At 49.1% G+C, this 17,503-nt stretch carries 15 protein-coding genes, 1 tRNA gene and 1 riboswitch; of the genes, 1 reads left to right on the top strand and 15 read right to left on the bottom strand.

Annotated elements, in window-relative coordinates; genetic code table 11:
* The 5 genes from Q0090_RS01250 to rplU all read right to left on the bottom strand — a co-directional run.
* Nucleotides 1-568 (bottom strand): DHH family phosphoesterase (locus tag Q0090_RS01250; RefSeq protein ID WP_297946695.1); only part of this gene is annotated, 568 nt, incomplete at its 3' end.
* Between the two features lie 121 nt (nucleotides 569-689).
* Entirely contained in the window at nucleotides 690-1,160 is a 471-nt protein-coding gene (gene smpB, locus Q0090_RS01245) for an SsrA-binding protein SmpB (RefSeq protein ID WP_297946693.1), read from the bottom strand.
* 26 nt (nucleotides 1,161-1,186) lie between these two features.
* Entirely contained in the window at nucleotides 1,187-2,458 is a 1,272-nt protein-coding gene (gene serS, locus Q0090_RS01240) for a serine--tRNA ligase (RefSeq protein ID WP_297946691.1), read from the bottom strand.
* Nucleotides 2,459-2,786: 328 nt separating this feature from the next.
* Nucleotides 2,787-3,047, bottom strand: a complete 261-nt coding sequence (rpmA, locus tag Q0090_RS01235) for a 50S ribosomal protein L27 (protein WP_297946690.1) — start codon at nucleotides 3,045-3,047, stop codon at nucleotides 2,787-2,789.
* A 24-nt stretch (nucleotides 3,048-3,071) separates the two neighbouring features.
* Nucleotides 3,072-3,389 (bottom strand): 50S ribosomal protein L21, encoded by a 318-nt coding sequence (gene rplU / locus Q0090_RS01230; RefSeq protein ID WP_004332077.1) that lies wholly within the window; start codon nucleotides 3,387-3,389, stop codon nucleotides 3,072-3,074.
* A 299-nt stretch (nucleotides 3,390-3,688) separates the two neighbouring features.
* Here rplU and Q0090_RS01225 point away from each other — a divergent pair, with 299 nt between their 5' ends.
* Nucleotides 3,689-4,372, top strand: a complete 684-nt coding sequence (locus Q0090_RS01225) for a hypothetical protein (protein ID WP_297946687.1) — start codon at nucleotides 3,689-3,691, stop codon at nucleotides 4,370-4,372.
* 184 nt (nucleotides 4,373-4,556) lie between these two features.
* Here Q0090_RS01225 and Q0090_RS01220 read toward each other — a convergent pair whose 3' ends face one another.
* The 10 genes from Q0090_RS01220 to Q0090_RS01175 form a co-directional block, all read right to left on the bottom strand.
* Nucleotides 4,557-6,107, bottom strand: a complete 1,551-nt coding sequence (locus tag Q0090_RS01220; RefSeq protein ID WP_297946685.1) for an MBOAT family O-acyltransferase — start codon at nucleotides 6,105-6,107, stop codon at nucleotides 4,557-4,559.
* 27 nt (nucleotides 6,108-6,134) lie between these two features.
* On the bottom strand, nucleotides 6,135-7,292 hold the full coding sequence (locus Q0090_RS01215) for a GDSL-type esterase/lipase family protein (RefSeq protein WP_297946683.1): 1,158 nt from the start codon (nucleotides 7,290-7,292) through the stop codon (nucleotides 6,135-6,137).
* A 5-nt stretch (nucleotides 7,293-7,297) separates the two neighbouring features.
* Entirely contained in the window at nucleotides 7,298-8,743 is a 1,446-nt protein-coding gene (locus tag Q0090_RS01210; protein ID WP_297946681.1) for a GDSL-type esterase/lipase family protein, read from the bottom strand.
* 67 nt (nucleotides 8,744-8,810) lie between these two features.
* Nucleotides 8,811-10,157 (bottom strand): Na+/H+ antiporter NhaA, encoded by a 1,347-nt coding sequence (gene nhaA, locus Q0090_RS01205; RefSeq protein WP_297946679.1) that lies wholly within the window; start codon nucleotides 10,155-10,157, stop codon nucleotides 8,811-8,813.
* Nucleotides 10,158-10,239: 82 nt separating this feature from the next.
* Nucleotides 10,240-11,244 (bottom strand): tRNA dihydrouridine synthase DusB, encoded by a 1,005-nt coding sequence (gene dusB / locus Q0090_RS01200; RefSeq protein WP_297946677.1) that lies wholly within the window; start codon nucleotides 11,242-11,244, stop codon nucleotides 10,240-10,242.
* Nucleotides 11,244-11,720, bottom strand: a complete 477-nt coding sequence (locus Q0090_RS01195; RefSeq protein WP_297946675.1) for a hypothetical protein — start codon at nucleotides 11,718-11,720, stop codon at nucleotides 11,244-11,246. Before Q0090_RS01195 ends, dusB begins: the two co-directional genes overlap by 1 nt.
* A gap of 69 nt (nucleotides 11,721-11,789) precedes the next feature.
* On the bottom strand, nucleotides 11,790-13,916 hold the full coding sequence (locus Q0090_RS01190) for a M3 family metallopeptidase (RefSeq protein WP_297946673.1): 2,127 nt from the start codon (nucleotides 13,914-13,916) through the stop codon (nucleotides 11,790-11,792).
* A gap of 36 nt (nucleotides 13,917-13,952) precedes the next feature.
* Nucleotides 13,953-14,159, bottom strand: coding sequence for an exodeoxyribonuclease VII small subunit (gene xseB, locus Q0090_RS01185; RefSeq protein WP_276774806.1), 207 nt, complete (start codon nucleotides 14,157-14,159; stop codon nucleotides 13,953-13,955).
* A gap of 796 nt (nucleotides 14,160-14,955) precedes the next feature.
* A riboswitch (cobalamin riboswitch) is annotated at nucleotides 14,956-15,141 on the bottom strand.
* 188 nt (nucleotides 15,142-15,329) lie between these two features.
* Nucleotides 15,330-15,402: transfer RNA gene (locus Q0090_RS01180), tRNA-Gly, on the bottom strand.
* Nucleotides 15,403-15,469: 67 nt separating this feature from the next.
* Entirely contained in the window at nucleotides 15,470-17,434 is a 1,965-nt protein-coding gene (locus tag Q0090_RS01175) for a mucoidy inhibitor MuiA family protein (protein ID WP_297946670.1), read from the bottom strand.
* Between the last annotated feature and the right edge of the window lie 69 nt (nucleotides 17,435-17,503).

Genomic DNA, 17,503 nt, shown 5'->3' with positions numbered 1-17,503 from the left:
CTATCTTGGCGCGAAGGACCTCTGCTTGTGCGGAGGGGAGGGGAGTAGAATCTGTTGATTCGGGGAGACGGATCCAACGCTCGTCGGGAGACAAAAAAAGACGAGTAAGCACTTCGCAGGTAGCTGCTGCCTCCGGGCAACTCCATTGCCAGCTAAATTCGTCGCTGGGATAGGGGTGATGGTCGATCATCAAAACGGGGATACTCCGTTGTGCTAGGGTGGCTCGGAGACGCTCCTCTAGTAAGGGACCGATGCGATACAGCGCGTTGAAGTCCAAGCAGATAATTAAGTCGGAGAGCGATAGAGCCTTGTCAATCTCTTCGTCTTGACGCCCCTGCTGTAATATCTCGGTTGCCCCTGGCATCCAACGCAGGTTGAGAGGCATTCCACCGGCCATGATAACCTGAACAGATTTGCCCAGACTCTCCAAGAGCATTCTCATTGCCAAGGTGCTCCCAACGGAGTCGCCGTCGGGGCCTTTGTGACCGAAAAGTACGATATGATGTGACTTGGCAAGGAACTCGGAAAGTTCGTCGTATGCTTTGCGATAGTCTCTACTCTGTTCCATTATTCTTTGGCTCTGCTGATGCAAATATAGTGTATTCTGCCTAGAGAGAAGGCTTTGCGAGGAAACGAATAAAGGGGGAAGATGATGCCATATCCTCTCCCCCTTCTGGTTCCTTATTCACTTAGTGTTTCATTATGCGAGCTAGGGTGCGCTTGTCTTCCCGCTCTTTGATGGAGGCTCGTTTGTCGTAGAGTTTTTTCCCTCTAGCCACCCCGATAACTACTTTGGCATAGCCTCTATCATTGATAAAGACAGAGAGGGGGACAATGGTGACTCCAGGGGTCTTTACCGAGCTTCCCAGTTTGGCAAGCTCCTTGCGAGAGAGCAGAAGCTTGCGATCCCGACGCTCTTGGTGATTGTTGTAGGTGGCGTAAAAATACTCCGCTATGTACATGTTTTTGAGCCACAACTCTCCGTTGGCAAAGAAGCAATAGCTATCTGCCAAGCCAGCCTTACCCAATCGGATAGACTTTATCTCTGACCCCACGAGCACAATACCGGCGGTGTAGCGATCAAGAATCTCATAGTCGAATGTAGCTCGCCTATTCTTGATGTTTACCCGACGGTCCAGCTGAAGTTTTTTATTTGCCATAGACTACTCTTGAGTATATAAATGGGTTAGTTGATGATATCGAAGCCGGTGTAGGGGCGGAGCACCTCAGGCACGATAATACCCTCTGGAGTTTGGTAGTTTTCGAGGATTGTTGCTACAATACGGGGGAGGGCAAGGGCGCTACCATTGAGGGTGTGACAGAGCTCTGTCGCTTTGTCTTTGCGGTAGCGGCACTTGAGTCGATTGGCTTGATAGCTCTCGAAGTTGGATACGGAGCTAACCTCTAGCCAGCGCTCTTGAGCGGCAGAGAAGACCTCAAAATCGAAGGTAAGAGCCGATGTGAAGCTGATGTCTCCCCCACAGAGGCGAAGGATACGCCAAGGAAGCCCCAACTCATCTACTAGCCCCTGTACGTAGGAAACCATGGAGTCGAGTGTAGCATAAGAGCGTTCGGGAGTATCGATGCAGACAATCTCTACCTTGTTGAATTGGTGCAAACGATTGAGCCCTCGTACGTCTTTGCCATACGATCCCGCTTCGCGACGGAAGCAGGCCGAGTAGGCTACGTTCTTTATTGGGAGCTGGCTCTCTTCGAGGATGACATCTCTATATATATTGGTAACGGGTACCTCGGCTGTGGGTATGAGGTAGAGGTTGTCGGCAGGAGCGAAGTACATCTGCCCCTCTTTGTCGGGCAATTGCCCTGTACCGTACCCTGAGTCTTCATTCACCACATAGGGAGGTTCCACTTCTTGGAAGCCTGCGGCGATGGCTTTGTCGAGGAAGTAATTGATAAGGGCACGCTGAAGGCGAGCGCCTCGACCCTTGTACACGGGGAAGCCTGCTCCGGAGATTTTTACTCCCAACTCAAAGTCGATGAGGTCGTACTTCTTCGCAAGATCCCAATGGGGGAGCTTGTTGTCTGGGGTGAGCTGAGGCATGGTGCCTCCTGTTTTTATGCATACGTTGTCTTCTGCGCCATTCCCTTCGGGCACACTCTCGTGGGGCATGTTGGGGATGGTGAGAAGGAGCTGACGAATAGATTCTTCTGCCTGCTTTTTGCTCTCCTCAGCCTCCGAGCTCTGCTCTTTGAGGCTCTGCACTTGAGCACGAAGAGCCTCTCCGGCGGCTTTATCGCCACTCTTCATTTTCTCTCCGATCTGCTTTGCCAGTTGCTTTTGCTCCTGCAGTGAGGTATCCATAGTTTGCTGTGCACTACGGCGTTGTGCATCTAGCTCTGTGATACGAGCTACGGCCTCTCTTGCATCGAAGTGCTTTACTCCTAGGCGAGCGATTACCTCTTCGGGTTGCTCTTTTATTACTTTGATTGTGAGCATATATAGTCTATACTGCTTATATGATTCGTCTCCATAAAAACAACAAGAGAGGTACCTCCAGGCTCTTCTTGCGCCGCCTAAAGCGACCAAGTAGCCTATGTGCACCTCTCCTTGTGATGGATCCTCTCCCCTCTATAGGCCCCTTAAACTCCGCCGGCAGACCCTCTCGGAGGATCCTCTTCGGTGTCGAGTTTGTGGGGATGGTGGGGGAGACCCCTCTTTTGATTGGGCAAGGATAAACAGAGAATGCCGCTGCCTCTCTTCTATTGAGAGATGCTTTTGCTACGGCTTAAACTCTCTGTCTAACTTACCAAAATGTTGCGTTCCCTTACGCTTCTACCACTTCGATAGATACGAATGAGCGATCTTCACCTTTGCGAGTGAAGACTACCTTACCGTCTACAAGGGCATACAACGTGTGGTCTTTTCCCATACCCACGTTTTCTCCGGGATGGTGCTGCGTACCGCGTTGACGCACCAAGATATTACCGGCTTTTGCAAAATCGCCACCAAAGATTTTGATCCCTAGGCGTTTGCTCTGTGATTCGCGACCGTTCTTAGAACTGCCGACACCTTTTTTATGTGCCATGTCTCTTTACTTCTTTAGTTTGGGTTATGCAATAATCTCTTTTACCTTGACTTCGGTAAACTGCTGGCGATGACCATTGAGTTTACGATAGCCTTTTCTACGCTTTTTGTGGAAGATAAGTACCTTATCACCCTTTACGATGGGAGATACCACCTCGCATACCACCTTAGCGCCTTCTACAAGAGGAGCACCTACCTTTACGGCACCATCATTGTCTACGAGCATTACTCGGTCGAATGATACCTCAGCACCTGCTTCCACATTTTTGATGTGGTGCACATACAATTTGCGACCGGCTTCTACCTTGAATTGCTGGCCTTGAATCTCTGCAATTACGTACATACTACGTTTTTCTATTACTAATAATTTAGTCCCGCAAGGCGGTCTGTTGTACGCTACAACACACTCTTAATGAGCCCTACATAGGATTTGCGCCTGCAAAGGTAGCACTTTTTGGCTATTTGGCAATGGATTTACCTCTCTCTCTTCGTGCGTAAGTTTATTTCTTACCAGCCTAAGAGACAAATGCGAGTTTTCCATGTACCTTTGTAGTGGAGGGCTTGGGATTTTCGCCTCGCTCCTAACCCATGATTACCTTTTGGTGATGCAATAAAATTGAACCCAAGAAAATGGAACATACCATGAAACGAAAGAGTCTTCTACTACTGCTCATGATGGGGCTGTTTGGGATCCTAAATATCCATCCGATGGCAGCCCAAACAAACAAAAAGGATCAGCTTGCAAAAGAGGGACGTACTATCGAAGAGGTTGTTCCCAATGGTTGGGAGGTACAATCCGCTACAGGGGACCTCAACAAGGATGGAATAGAGGATTTTGTCTTAATTGTCCGCCCCAACGACCCTGCGCACATCAAGACGAGAGACGACGGCTTTGAGTACAATTTCAATCCTCTGTTCCTTGCTGTCTATTTTGGTTCGCCCTCCGGAGTATACAAGAGGTTCAAGGTATGGCACGATACTGTTAGCGGTCGAGAGAATGAGGAGAGAGACATAACAAATGAACTCTCTATTACGCCCAAAGGGGCAATAGACATACGGGTATCCTATTCGTCAAATATCGGAACTGACGAAACGGGTAGTATAACCTATAGATACAGGTTTCAATCGGGAGACTTTTACCTTATCGGCGAAGAATCTACTTGGGGAAATCGTTTGGCCGCGGAATGGGAGAGGACTAGTATCAACTATCTTTCCGGACAAAGGGAGGTCACTTCTGGGGATCTGATAACAAGAAGAAATCTGAAAACCAAGCAGGTTAAGATCAAGAAAGAGCCTCTTCGCCTCTTGGGTTCATTCCAGATGTAAGGCCATAAGAGAGAAGAAAGTACCTCCCCATCTTTCTAGGTGAAAATCCTTGTAGAAGCTGCCTAGAAATAAAAAGTTTTCAGACCTATACTTTTTCGGATATAGGTCTGAAAATTTTTCTTTTTTACCCAGAGAGGGATCCTAAAATCAGCCAGGGTTTCTCTGAGTTGTGTTCTGTCTGTTTTTAGAACTGGAAGTAGATAAAGGGTTGTACATCGGCACTCTTCATCTGGAATACGAGGAAGATGAGAGTGACGAGTAGCAGGGTTTGTACCCAAAATGGTGCACGCGTTAGGGCTCTCTCTGCCGCTCTTCTTTGGCTGAAAGGCAGGTAGTGTAGCACGTAGCCTATGACCATGAGAAGGAGTACCCAGTGGTAGCCGGATATAAACTCCAGGATGATTTCCGGATGGAAGTTGTCGGTAATTTGCGTGAGTACCTGATTTACCGTCTCGATGCTGTCGGCTCGGAAGAAAATCCAAGCAAAGCAAACGAAGTGGAAGGTGAGGATACCTCCGATCGTCTTGCCAATGGGATTTCGTTTGAGATGGGGTCTGTCTTTTGGATAGAAGAGGGTGCTCCATCCTTTGTGTAGCGCCAGTGCTATACCGTGCATTCCTCCCCATAGGATAAAGCGGAGGGCAGCTCCGTGCCACAATCCCCCTAGTAACATGGTTATGATCAGGTTGATATAGGTTCGGATACGCCCCTTGCGATTGCCCCCGAGGGGTATGTAGAGGTAATCTTTGAGCCAAGTAGAGAGGGAGATATGCCACCTATGCCAGAACTCTGTGATATTGGTGGAGGTGTAGGGGACATCGAAGTTTTTGTTGAATCGGAAGCCTAGGAATAGGGCAATACCAATGGCCATATCCGAGTAACCGGAGAAGTCGCAATAGATTTGGAGGGCATAGCCATAGACTGCCATTAGGTTTTCTAGGCCGGAGTAGAGCGTGGGGGCATCGAATATTCGGTCTACAAAGTTGAGACTAATGTAGTCCGAAATAACGGCTTTTTTGAATAATCCCAGAAGGATAAGAAAGAGCCCTCGCCCAAATTCCCCACGAGTAACCCACGGACGGCGATGTATTTGTGGAATGAAGTCTTTGGCTCGTACAATGGGCCCTGCCACCAGCTGTGGAAAAAACGACACGTAGAAGAGGTAGTCGATCCAGCGTCTGAGCGGTTTTATATCTCCTCGGTAGACATCAATTATATAGCTCATGGTCTGGAAGGTATAGAACGAAATCCCTACGGGAAGGAATATATCCCAAGGCTCCCATTGCATGGTACTTACGGTCTCCATACCCATAAGTCCGCCTATGCTGGCAAATGCTTGTACTACAAGGTCAAGTAAGAAATTGAAGTATTTGAAGTAGGATAGTATCCCCAAATTGATGACCATACTCAAGGCTACCCACTTTTTCCTGTTGGGGGAGTCTTTGGGGGTATTACTCAGCGCCTGAGCTATGAGAAAGTCGCTTGTGGTGGCAAGCATTAGAAGCAGTACATAGAATCCGCTACTCTTGTAGTAGAAAAAGAGAGAGAAGCATACGACATAGATGATGCGGAGTGTAGTGGTGCGCTTCGAGAGCCCCAGTAGCCCGTAGATCGGCAGAAAGAGTAGAAAGAGGACAAAGAACAATCCACTAGAGAAGATCATTGGGGAGTCTTCGTGGTAGCGAAGTAGGTCGGGGAGTAGGGACCCATCGAGTGTAGAGAAAAAGTCGATCATATACCGGAGTTAGTAGGGGGAGCTATTTTACTGTAAAAGGTCAAGTAGGGCATTGCCGATGAGTTGACCTTGGTGTGTATATCCATAAGGGGAGAAGTGAACGCCATCGTAGGCATAGTAATCTCCCTCTTGGCGACGATTGTAGCCGCCTTCTTCGCAGCCGAGCGCTTCGTACATATCGAATAGCTCCAGATTTTCTCGAGCGGCAATTTGACGCAGCACCTCGCTTACAACCTCTACCTGGTCGTTGTATGTACGATTGCGACGGAAGCTCGGTGGCGGCGTTGTGAGCATAAACACAGCCTTGGGATGCTGCTTGCGTAGAAGGCGAATGAGTTGCATTACTTGTGCTTCAAAGCCACTCCTGCTTACTTTTCGCGCTTGGGCCTCGTTTGTGCCAAAGGATAATACAATATGGGTTGGGTGTAGCCACTGAGTTTGCTGGGCAAATCCCTCGTGGGTAAAGGTGGAATATATAGCCCCGTTAATGCCAATGGCATGGTACTCAACGGACTGCTTTTGTTTGAGTAAGACAAAGCCTCCATAGGTTGCTCCCTGGGAGGGCATCTGTTCATTTCTTAGGAAGATCCTTCTCTGCTCTGTGGGGAAGAGAAGGGTGTCTGCCACAAAATTCCCAATTCTCTTTTTCCCCTCAAGTAGTGTTGCACTCCCAATAGAGGGCACGAGAGAGGGGGTGGATGGTGTGCGATAGACAATAAGTTGGTCGAAGGGGTGTGCGTTGCTACTGATCGTAAAGGTGTAAGGGCTGTTGTCTGCTTTGGAGAGAATCATTCCCGAGACTCCCACCTGTAGTGGGGGGCGTTTGATGTACAACTTCTCGCTATTCCACTTGACAGAAGACTCGATTTTGTAGGAACGTGGCGCATTGGTGTGGGCTAGCTCGTAAGGAATAATCAATCCAGGACCCTGCAAAGGTAGCTTTCGAGCGAGCGTTGTACGGATGGCCTCGGGCAAGAAGCCGGCTTGTAGGTGGCTATCCCCCAAGTGTAATATCGATACTTTTTGAGGGGAACTCCGGTGTATCATGGCAGACAGTAGGGCTGTTTCCTTTTCATCAATTTTGATGGAAGGAGCCTGAGCTACTGCTGCAACCAACGAGACGAAGAGCAGGATTGCCAGCGTCAGAAGATGGTGATGCCATCGGTTGTATAGCAGTCTTGGCAACCCTTTCATTGGTGAATGCGTTGGTAGTATTTTTCTTCGAATAGGAAACTATTATAGAATACATCAGCGAGTCTCTTGCCGCCTTTGAAACTCAAATGGGTATAGTCTTTGGCTGCCCATCCCTGTTTTACAAAGTGACCCATACTATCCTCTCCACCCATGGCTTCGAAGGTGTCCCAGAAGACAATGCCCTTTTCGCTTGCCAGTTTTCGCTGTGCATTGCGTAGAGCATATATGGAAGACATGGTGTGGGGTTCGCCACTAGAGCGCTTGGCCCTGTCAGAAACCCCCATAATTATGATATCGGTATGAGGATAAAGCTCTCTTAGATGATCGATAACCTCAGACATTCGCTTGGTGTAGTAGGTATAGTCTTTGGTCTTATCAGAGGCCACGTTAAGCCCATATTGTAGGACAATAAGGTGGTAGGGGCGAAGAGCGGCAAAGCGCTTGCCTAGCTGTGTGTCTATCTGCCCCAGCTGGAATCCGGAGCTGCCTCTGTGCGAGAAGTTGTCTAAGATCACCCCGCCTCCTTGTTTTGTTCTGTCGAGGGCAAGTCCGTAGAATTTGGCTCCTTCGGCTCCGGAGAACGAGAGATTCATCTCACCATTTTGTCCCTTTATGGCATAGGCATTCATCTCCGAGGAGGGAGGAAGGCTGTAGCGTTGCGTACTATCGACTCCACTTACGGTTACTTGTACTTCTTTGTTGGAGGTGTAGAAGATGGTGGCACAGTCCCAAGACGAGTATCCCTTGGCTACTTTGTATTGTAGAGAAGCGCTGCCTTCGCAAGTATAGTAGTGCCCCGTGAGAGGATACAGATCCTTAGATTGTCGGATAATGAAGTGATCTTTCCATCCGGAGAAACTATGGGTAATCCCTTGTCGATAGCCGGATACTTCGCTAGAGAAGGGCATCCAGCCAACACCTCCCCCACCGTAGCGACTCTGCAAAAGGCTACGAAGGTCGATGGTAAATATATCAGCCTCGATAAAAGAGTCGCCTAAGAAGGCAATTCTGAGCGGGGAGCCTTCGATTTTCCGTTTGGCCAGTGCGGCATACGTATTGCGTAGCCCAAGGTGAGAGGGATCGAAGTCTTCGAAGTAGACTTTGGGAGTGGTTTGAGTTTCCTTTTGCTCCGGCTCTGAGGCCTCGGAGGGTACTTTACTCTCGAGGGTTATGTCTTGTTTTTTGAGTTCTTCGTAGATGGCATCGCGCTTTTTCACCTCCTTTTCCGAGTCGCCATTGGCCGCTGCCGAGTTGCGAGCCAATTGCTCTTTGTCCTTTCCGTTGGGAGAATCCGCACCGGAGGGGCGCAGCTCAGAGAAAATATCCACCTTTTGTAGGGATATCCCAAAGATCTTGTCGGGCAGGTAATAGAGCAGCGAAATAATGGCAAAAGTGGAGAGAAGCATTCCCCAAAGGTACCACGTGTAGTTCTTTTTTTTCATTACCGAGAGAGTATAAGTATGGTACTTTTGGTACTTAGTTTAGCACACTTTTCTACAAAGTAAATACCTATCCGTGATGTTCGTGCTTGAGCACAGCCTTTAGGAAGAAGTACCCTAAGAATCCTGAGAGAATACTCCCTGTGAAGATACCGATCTTGGCATCGTTGAGGAAGTGTGCAACCTCGGGCTGAGTATACGATAGGGAAGAAATAAATAGAGCCACCGTAAAGCCGATACCACCCAGGCAGGAGAGTGCCAATAGGTTCTTGGTCGTCATCCCCTGGGGGAGTCCGCCCTTGGATAGTTTGGCAAAGACGATAGAGAAAAGGAAGATGCCCAAAGGCTTGCCCAATAGTAGTCCCAAAACGATGGCCAAGGGCACACCTACCAAAGACTCCATGGAGACACCCCCGAATGCGACCCCCGCATTAACGAAGGCAAAGAGGGGCAGTACAAAAAAGTGAACGATGGGGGTAATCTGTTGCTCCATGCGTTGTACGGGGCTTACAGCACCGCGTACGTCTCGTGCCATAGACTGTACAACGGCAATTTGTTGGTGCGGGAGCAGTACGTTCTTACCCTTTGTCTTGTGTTCACTCTCGGGTAGTAGGCGGAGCATGGAGCGCATTCTGTCTGCCATGTGGTCTGTGCTAAGTTTGGGTCTGGCGGGTACCAAGAAGGCGACTAGTACGCCGGCGACGGTCGTGTGTACACCGGACTTGAGGAAGAAGGTCCACACAACGAAAGCCCCGATGTAGTAAACGAGAAGGTTGCGCACGCCCAATCGTCCCAAGAGATAGATGACGCCCAAGCAAACGGCTGCCCAGAGGAGCATCATTAGATTGAGGTGTGTGCTATAGAAAATAGCTATGACCAAAATGCCGCCTATGTCATCGGCTACCGCCAGTGAGGCTAAGAAGGCTTTGAGTGACGATGGAACGCGTTTCCCCAAGAGGGAGAGTACGGCAAGAGCAAAGGCAATATCCGTAGACATCGGGATGGCCATACCATTGCTGGCAGGGGCCTGGTGGCACACAAGTAGGAAGAATAGGACCGGCACAATCATCCCTCCCATTGCGCCTACAACGGGGAAAACGGCACGTCGTACTGTGGAGAGCTCTCCTACCAAACCTTCCTGCTTTATTTCTAATCCCACTTGGAGGAAGAAGAGTACCATCAGTACATCGTTGGTAAAATCGAGGAGAGTCATCGTCTCTCCGGCGTGAGAGAATATATTAAACTCCCCAATCTGCACCATGATTGGGTATTGGAGAAGTTGGTTATAAAGCCCACTAACAGAGGGAATGTTTGCGATAATGACCGCTGCTACCGCTGCTAAAAAAAGGAGAACGGAGGAGTCTACTCTTCTTTTATATAAGCGTTGTAGAGGTTTGATTAATTGTCCAGTTTTCATCTTGTAGATAGTATAAAACAGCAGGGGAGCAGGGTTGCTTTGAAGCTAAATCACTCCCTTTTCCCGACAAAGGTAGTATATTTTATTCTTCGATAGGAGGGGTATTTTGGGTGAGTATTGTACGTACTTGGGCCAGAATGTCGAGTAGTTGCTCCATGGTGGTTGCCTGTAGCATGGCAATGCGCCAGGGGCGGAAGTTGGCAATCCCCTTGAATATGGGAGAGGCTGCTAAGTGCCTACGAGAGTGGAGGATGCCCCTGCGCTCGTCTAGCTTGTCTATGTTATTCCTGATCATTTGGATGAGTGTATCCAGCCGCTCCGAGGCAGGGCGATCTTGGAGGAGCTCACCGGTGTCGAGGTAATGGCGCATCTCCTCAAAGACCCATGGGCGACCAATTGAGGCTCTCCCCACCATCACGGCATCCACGCCATACTTGTCGAAGGCCTCTTTTGCCTCTTGAGGGGTGGTAATATCTCCATTGCCAATGATCGGGATGGTAATGCGGGGGTTATTCTTTACAGCCCCAATGAGGCTCCAATCCGCATTGCCGTTGTACATATCGCTGCGGGTCCGCCCATGGATGGTGAGGGCTGCAATTCCACAGTCTTGGAGCGCTTCTGCCAGATCTTCTATGATGATATTTTGGTGATCCCACCCGAGGCGCGTTTTTACGGTAACGGGCACTTGGCTCGCCTTTACCACAGCTCGTGTGATCTCCAGTAGTAGGGGGATGTTACGAAGCATGCCACTGCCGGCGCCTTTGCCCGCTACTCTTTTTACGGGGCAGCCAAAGTTGATATCGAGTATTTCGGCACCTGTGGCGGAGGCAATAGTGGCAGCTTCTGCCATACTAGCCACGTCTCGTCCGTAAATCTGTATGACGGCAGGGTGTTCGTCGGAGTGTATGAATAGTTTGTTGCAGGCCCCACGTACGGAGCGGATCAGCGCATCGGCACTGATAAATTCACTATATACCATAGAGGCTCCAAAGCCACGGCAGAGAAGACGAAAAGCGCTGTCGCTTACATCTTCCATAGGGGCTAGGAGGAGCGGTTGAGAGCCGAGATCTTGACCAGCTATGAGCATCAGAGTTTGGGAATAAGAGGGTCTGTTAGTTTGTTGTAGAGGGCTTCGATAGCTTCTTCTCCCCAGGGGATTGTGCCTAGGTAGCCCCCTTCGGGCATATGTCGTGAGTAGGGGCGTACGTTGATTGGGATGTTTATCGGGTTGGGTGTTTTGCTTTTTTGGGAGTGATAGAAGAACAAAAGTTCTCCCTCTTTCATCTCGGGAAGGGTGCGATAGGCAAGGGCAGCGAGGTGCTTTTGTGGGTCATTTGCGCTAGTCCAGAGGGCAAAGTCGTAGCAGCGGCTCCCCTCTTTTCCAACTTTTTCCCGTAGTTGGAGCGTCTTTTTATTCTGAAAGACGGTGATAAGCCCCTGAGACCCGGATTGCTCAATGGGTTGGCTTTTGATGATTTGTAGGGCTGTCGAACGAAGGTTTTGAGCGTAAGAGGGCAGAGCAATAAGGGCTCCTAATAGAAGTGTGATAAGCCGAGTGCTCATGGTCTTGCCGGTAATTAGAGAGGACGACAGACCCCAAGAGAGATCTGTCGTCCAACGTGTAAACTTAGATTATTTGAGTCCTCTAGCAACGAGTAGCGGAGTGAGATCTACTTGTTGATGCCCTGTAAAGGCGGTAAAGAGGCTCATCAAGTCTGTACTATTCCCCTTAGAGAGGATCATAGAGCGTAGACGATCTCCATTTTCGGCATTGAGGCCACCGTGTGCCATCATCCAAGCATAAATGTCATTGTCGAGGGCTTCGCTCCAGAGGTAAGCATAGTAACCGGCAGAGTAACCATTGCTCCAGATATGGCGGAAGTAAGAGGTGCCATAGCGGGGGGGGATTGCCGTGTAGAGTGCATTAGCTTTGCGGAGTGCATCTTCTTGGAATTTATTGATGTCCGTCACGGCTGCAGCCTCTTCCGGAGAGAGTGTATGCCATGCCATATCGAGGAGGCAAGCTGCGATGTTTTCTACCAATCCATAGGCTTGGTTGAACTTTTCTGCATCGCGCATCTTCTTTACTAGCTCCGCCGGCATAGCGGCACCGGTCTTGTAGTGCTTAGCAAAGTTGGCAAAGATAACGGGGTCTGCAGCGCAGTGTTCATTGAACTGAGAGGGCATCTCAACGAAGTCGCGAGGTACATTTGTACCCGATAGAGAGGGGTACTTCTGAGAGGCAAACATGCCATGTAGGGCATGACCAAACTCGTGGAATAGAGTATTGGTTTCGTCCCAAGTGAGGAGGCAAGTCTCGCCCTTTGCAGGTTTCTTAAAGTTGCAAACGTTGTAGATAACGGGCTTGAGACCGAGTAGGTAGCTCTGCTCTACAAAGTTGCTCATCCAGGCACCACCGCTCTTAGAGGGGCGTGCGTAGGGGTCGAAATAGAATAGCGCGATTACAGAACCGTCCTTATCTAGTACATCCCAAGTGCGTACATCTTCGTTGTAAACCGATATGTCAGTACGGGGCTTGAAGGTGAGTCCGTACATCTTGTTGGCAGCAAAGAATACGCCGTTGTTGAGTACAGAGTCGAGAGCAAAGTACTGGCTGAGGGTTGCCTCATCTATGCCATACTTTTCATTGCGTAGCTTCTCCGCATAGTAGCTCCAGTCCCAGGCTTCGAGGGTGAAGTCAGCCCCCATCGTTTTGCGAGCAAAGCTTTCTAGCTCTGCCTGATCAGACTTGGCCTTGGGGTCTGCTAGCTTAGCTAGGTTGGTGAGCATGGTAATTACGTTTTCGGGCTTGGCTGCAAGTTGGTCTTGTAGCTTCCAGGCGGCGTAGTTGGGGAAGCCTAGGAGTTTGGCTTTGTCGGCACGTACCTTGGCAATCTCTAGTACAATCTTTTGCGTATCGTACTCGTCGCCTTTGATACAACGGTTGATACTTGCATCATAGAATAGCTTACGAGTCTCGCGCACATCAAGGTTAACCATAATGTCTTGTTGGGTTGTATTAACAAGACTAAAGGCGTACTCGCCATTGTGTCCTTCCTTCTCAGCAAGGTCGGATGCACTCTTGAGTTGCTCTTCGCTGAGCCCTGCAAGTTGAGCTTTGTCCTTGATATAGATGAGGGCGTTGGTTGCCTTGGTGAGCTTGTTGCCGAAGTCGGTAAGGAGTGCCGCCTCCTTTTGGTTGAGGGTTTTGAGTTGTTCCTTATCCTCGGGAGAGAGCAATGCTCCGGCTTGCACGAAGTTGTCGTAGTAGTGCTTAACCAGGCGTTGATCTTCGGGTTCTAGAGAAGAAAGATCTCCATCGTGGATTGCTTTTACACGCTCAAAAAGCTTGTCGTTGAGGTAGAGAGCATCGCTGTGGGCTGAGAGCTTGGGGGTGATCTCCTCTTCGATGGCAATGAGTTCATCATTGGTATCGGCACCTGTCAAGGCGAAAAAGACGCTGGATACACGACTGAGTACACGACCGCTCTTCTCGAGAGCAACGAGTGTGTTCTCAAAAGTAGCAGGCTCGGGGTTGTTGGCAATGGAGTCTATTTCAGCCTCGTGCTGCCGTATCCCCTCCTCGAAAGCCGGGAGATAGTGTTCGATCTTGATACTATTGAAGTCCGGAGAAGCCATATAGGTCTCCGCAGGGTTTACGAAAGGATTGGATGCCAAGTCGGCACTGCTTTTCCCTCCGCCCGTACATGCTGTGGTGATAGCCATAACTGCTACTAGGGGAATGAATTTCTTGAACATAATCTATTGCTTAAGGTGAATGATTCTCTTTTTCCTCTACTGTTGCTCTTCTTGATTGAGCTGGGCAAGAAGCTCTTCGATGCGTTTGTCGGTCACCTTGAGCGTCTCTCTACAGTAGGCGATGAGCTGAACAGCTTCGTCTGTAAGTTGCATAAGCCGATCTACATCGGGGCTGTCATGCTCGATGGTTTCTACTATATCGGTCAGTCGACTGATAGCTTCGGCATAGGTCTGTTGCTTCATAAGATTTCATTTAGAACTCAGCTGTACAAAGATAAGAGATTTCGCTAGATAGACCTACAAATGGGCTAAATCTGGCGGGTGTGAAGGTGGGGCTTGAAGGCCCCTTTCGTAGCGGAAATAGGTCCGGCTGCCGTAGAATGGTAGGCGATAGAGGGGGTGAGAGCCTCTCGGCTCAGTCGGTAGTAGAAAAAATAGACCCCGAACCCAACCTTTGTGGAGCTCATCCCACAAAAGGAAAGAAGGTACGGGGTCTACCGAATACACTAAGTCGGCCTGTAACAAAAGGCAACAAAACAAAGCCGACCCTGGCACACGCTACCTCTGCGATGAGCAGCACATGCTTGATTCTTTCTGTTTTCTAGGGAAATTGGGGAGGTTAGATAGTGGTAGTGACGAACGCTGAGTGGCGAGGCGCAAGATGAGTGAGACAGAGGGGTTTGCGGAGAAGTACTCTCTCACATTCTTCTCTCTTTCGGGGTCGCGCTCCGACCGCTAAAGAATAGTCAAACAAGAGAGATGCGCATTTTTGTTTGTGGCAAGAAGTGCCGACTGCAACCGCTCGTTTGCACAAAACCAATACACTTAGCCTTGCAAAACAACTCGGGTAGGGATCCTCGTTGCCTCTCGGACCAATGATCGGTCGCGCACAACCGAAGTCGTAGTCTTTGCATCTTCGCTTTTCTTCAGATGAAGAAAACTCCACTTTCCGGCAAAATCTCTCGGTGTCGTACACCTCTTCTTTGCATTGCCTTGCTCTCTAGGCACGTACTACAACATCCTCCTTAGCTTTTCCTCGAAGCCGCAGAACAAGCTTTGCAGGTCTTCTGACTTATCTCCTTCTCGCTACACCTTCCCAACGCATAACAGATTAGCATCAGTGGCATCACGTAGCGAGTTTTCACAAGAATCACAGCAGCGGGACTGTTGGAGAATTGCACTCCTATTCCCTTTTAATCAGTTAGCCATCTCTTTCTTAAGAGGGTTTCCCGTACGTGGAGAGCCCTCGTGAAGTAGATAAATAACCGAACAAAGCCGCAGCAAAGGTACTAATTCCTTAGTTAATTTGCAACGAATAACTAGAAAATATCTGGTTTTCTCCCTCTCTCAGACTTGATAAAAAGAAAGTACCCCACCGTACTACGATGAGGTACTATCCCTTCTAAATATAAGAGCGGTAGACGAGGCTCGAACTCGCGACCCTCAGCTTGGGAAGCTGATGCTCTACCAACTGAGCTACTACCGCATCTCAAGATTCCCTTTTTCCGAGTGCAAAGGTATAAATTCTCTTGAGATATACAATACTCCTTAGTTTACTCTACGTAGAGTTTTTTCTCCTTGGGGCTTTTTACAATGTATTTTAGGTTGAGGGTTTTGCTCTCTGAGGGGTTGAGTTTGAGTTTCCACTTCACCTCTCCCGTATTGGGGTTGTACTCACCGCCCGAGATGTTTTCCGTACGAACAGAGATCTCGTCGTTGGTCGAGACGGGAACCTGATCGTAGAGCGTGATTTCGATGGGAGTTGATTTGCCGTTTCGTAGAGTCGTATTCCAAGAGCGTGTTTCTTCTGTTTTGCTGCTCAAGAATCGGCTACTGTTCTTTTCGATTTCCTTTTCTCGCGTTACACGGATACCCTTGTCGCGCCCCAATGACACTTGTAGAGTATCGGTGAGGGAACGAGTGTCGAGGAGGGTTTTGCCCACAAAGCTATTTTCGTAGAAGATATTTACTTCTCCGGAGAGTAGCTTGTATTGCTCCCAGCCTCCGATGTGTGCCAAAAGGAAGGCATCGGGATCGGCCTTGGGTACACAGACGTATTCGTAAGTAGCAGGGAGGGAGTATCTCTTTACTTCGAGGATAAAAGGTTTCTTGTCCGAGGGGATAGAATAGGGCGTTTGCAGCTCAAACTCTACTGCCGTTTGGCGTTCGTCTTGTTTTACTTCTAGGGTAGAGTTTCGTTCTCCGGCACTGCTGCGCATCTTTCTTGAGGCGGAAGGCGCTTCTTCCTTGGCTACAGCCATATCCATAGATATCCCTGCGGCATAACCTGCTACCACTACCTCATTTAGTTCTTCGTCCTCAGACTCTAGATAGGTGGTTGTAAACTGACTGGTAATGGGGATAACGCTTTTCTTGCATCCAATATAGGAGATCTCTAGAGAACCTCCGGAACTAGGTATCGTGATGCTGTACTTCCCGTTTAGGTCGGTCATCGTGCCTATGTTAGTCCCGGCAATGCGCACGGAGGCCCCTACTATAGGCTCGTTATCCTCTTCGAAAAGGACCATCCCACTCGCTTGGTCGTCCTTGTTTTGGGTATAGCGAGGGGCCGGAGTGTTGTAGTTGAGGTAGTAAGTCTTTTGGGTAGGGGGCGTATTGGAGATTTTGGGATCGAGTGAGCTGATCGTTAGGTGTACCCTGTTCCAATCCTCTCGTGTTGCTTGATGGATGGTAGCTTTGTACGATAGTTCGAGGGGCTTGCCTAGGCCTGAAGAGCGGAGGTCGTAGGAGGGAATCCAACTTGCATTCTCCACATAGTAGCTAAGCTCTACGGGGCAAGATAGCGCTCTCTTAGCATCTACCCGGATGTGTACTTCGCCCATGGGGTTCTCGTCTAGTTTGCCCTGCTGAGAGATCTCTTTAGTGACAATGTCTCTTTTTTCTCTTAGTTGTTTTAGCTCTTTCTCTAGCTCTAGCTTTTGATTGCGAAGGTTCAGATTTTGCTCTCTGTAATAGTCGTTTACGCTCTTGAGGTTGGCCAGGTTGATTCCGGAGCTAGTCCCCTTGATGGAGCGATTTTCTTGCAAAAAGGCCAATTCGTCTTGCACTACAGATACTTTGTTGCTAATGCGGGCAATTTGCTCGTTGAGGCTCTCCAATTTCTTTTGCCACTTGGCCATCTCCTCGCTTGGCGCTCCGGAGTTGGCGAGGTCGTACATGTGATTGACAGATAAAACTGTAACATCTCGGCTTGCCAACTTGACCTGTACGCTTTTGGCTTCGGCATAAGGCGAGATGCCTGTTAGGATGATTTCGGAATTGCCTTGAGGTATGGAGATGCTTCCCTCGCGCACTACTTCGGCTCCACTCAAAAAGACGGTAACGTACTTTACGGGAGGGGTGGCTTTAATTTCTGACAGCTCTTTTTTTGCGGGAACTTTTGCCTCAAATTCGGGGGCGATCTGTGCATGCATCTGTGTGCCTGTCAGCAAAGTGCACAATGCTAGTGTGTGGCAGAGAATGCCCTTCTTGCTGAGTGAGAATAGGTTCTGTTTCATAATTTTCTCTGGTTGTTTATTGTTTGGCAAATGTAATACTTTGGAAGAAAAATATCGATGTCGGTGAGC

The sequence above is a fragment of the uncultured Porphyromonas sp. genome (assembly GCF_938023125.1).
In the GTDB taxonomy this organism is placed as follows: domain Bacteria; phylum Bacteroidota; class Bacteroidia; order Bacteroidales; family Porphyromonadaceae; genus Porphyromonas.
This window is presented reverse-complemented; position numbering and strand designations above follow the sequence as displayed.

Coding starts and splice junctions, on each gene's coding strand:
- smpB (WP_297946693.1), bottom strand. CDS start 1,160: ATGGCAAATAAAAAACTTCAGCTGGACCGTCGGGTAAACATCAAGAAT.
- serS (WP_297946691.1), bottom strand. CDS start 2,458: ATGCTCACAATCAAAGTAATAAAAGAGCAACCCGAAGAGGTAATCGCT.
- rpmA (WP_297946690.1), bottom strand. CDS start 3,047: ATGGCACATAAAAAAGGTGTCGGCAGTTCTAAGAACGGTCGCGAATCA.
- rplU (WP_004332077.1), bottom strand. CDS start 3,389: ATGTACGTAATTGCAGAGATTCAAGGCCAGCAATTCAAGGTAGAAGCC.
- Q0090_RS01225 (WP_297946687.1), top strand. CDS start 3,689: ATGAAACGAAAGAGTCTTCTACTACTGCTCATGATGGGGCTGTTTGGG.
- Q0090_RS01220 (WP_297946685.1), bottom strand. CDS start 6,107: ATGATCGACTTTTTCTCTACACTCGATGGGTCCCTACTCCCCGACCTA.
- Q0090_RS01210 (WP_297946681.1), bottom strand. CDS start 8,743: ATGAAAAAAAAGAACTACACGTGGTACCTTTGGGGAATGCTTCTCTCC.
- nhaA (WP_297946679.1), bottom strand. CDS start 10,157: ATGAAAACTGGACAATTAATCAAACCTCTACAACGCTTATATAAAAGA.
- dusB (WP_297946677.1), bottom strand. CDS start 11,244: ATGCTCATAGCTGGTCAAGATCTCGGCTCTCAACCGCTCCTCCTAGCC.
- Q0090_RS01195 (WP_297946675.1), bottom strand. CDS start 11,720: ATGAGCACTCGGCTTATCACACTTCTATTAGGAGCCCTTATTGCTCTG.
- Q0090_RS01190 (WP_297946673.1), bottom strand. CDS start 13,916: ATGTTCAAGAAATTCATTCCCCTAGTAGCAGTTATGGCTATCACCACA.
- xseB (WP_276774806.1), bottom strand. CDS start 14,159: ATGAAGCAACAGACCTATGCCGAAGCTATCAGTCGACTGACCGATATA.
- Q0090_RS01175 (WP_297946670.1), bottom strand. CDS start 17,434: ATGAAACAGAACCTATTCTCACTCAGCAAGAAGGGCATTCTCTGCCAC.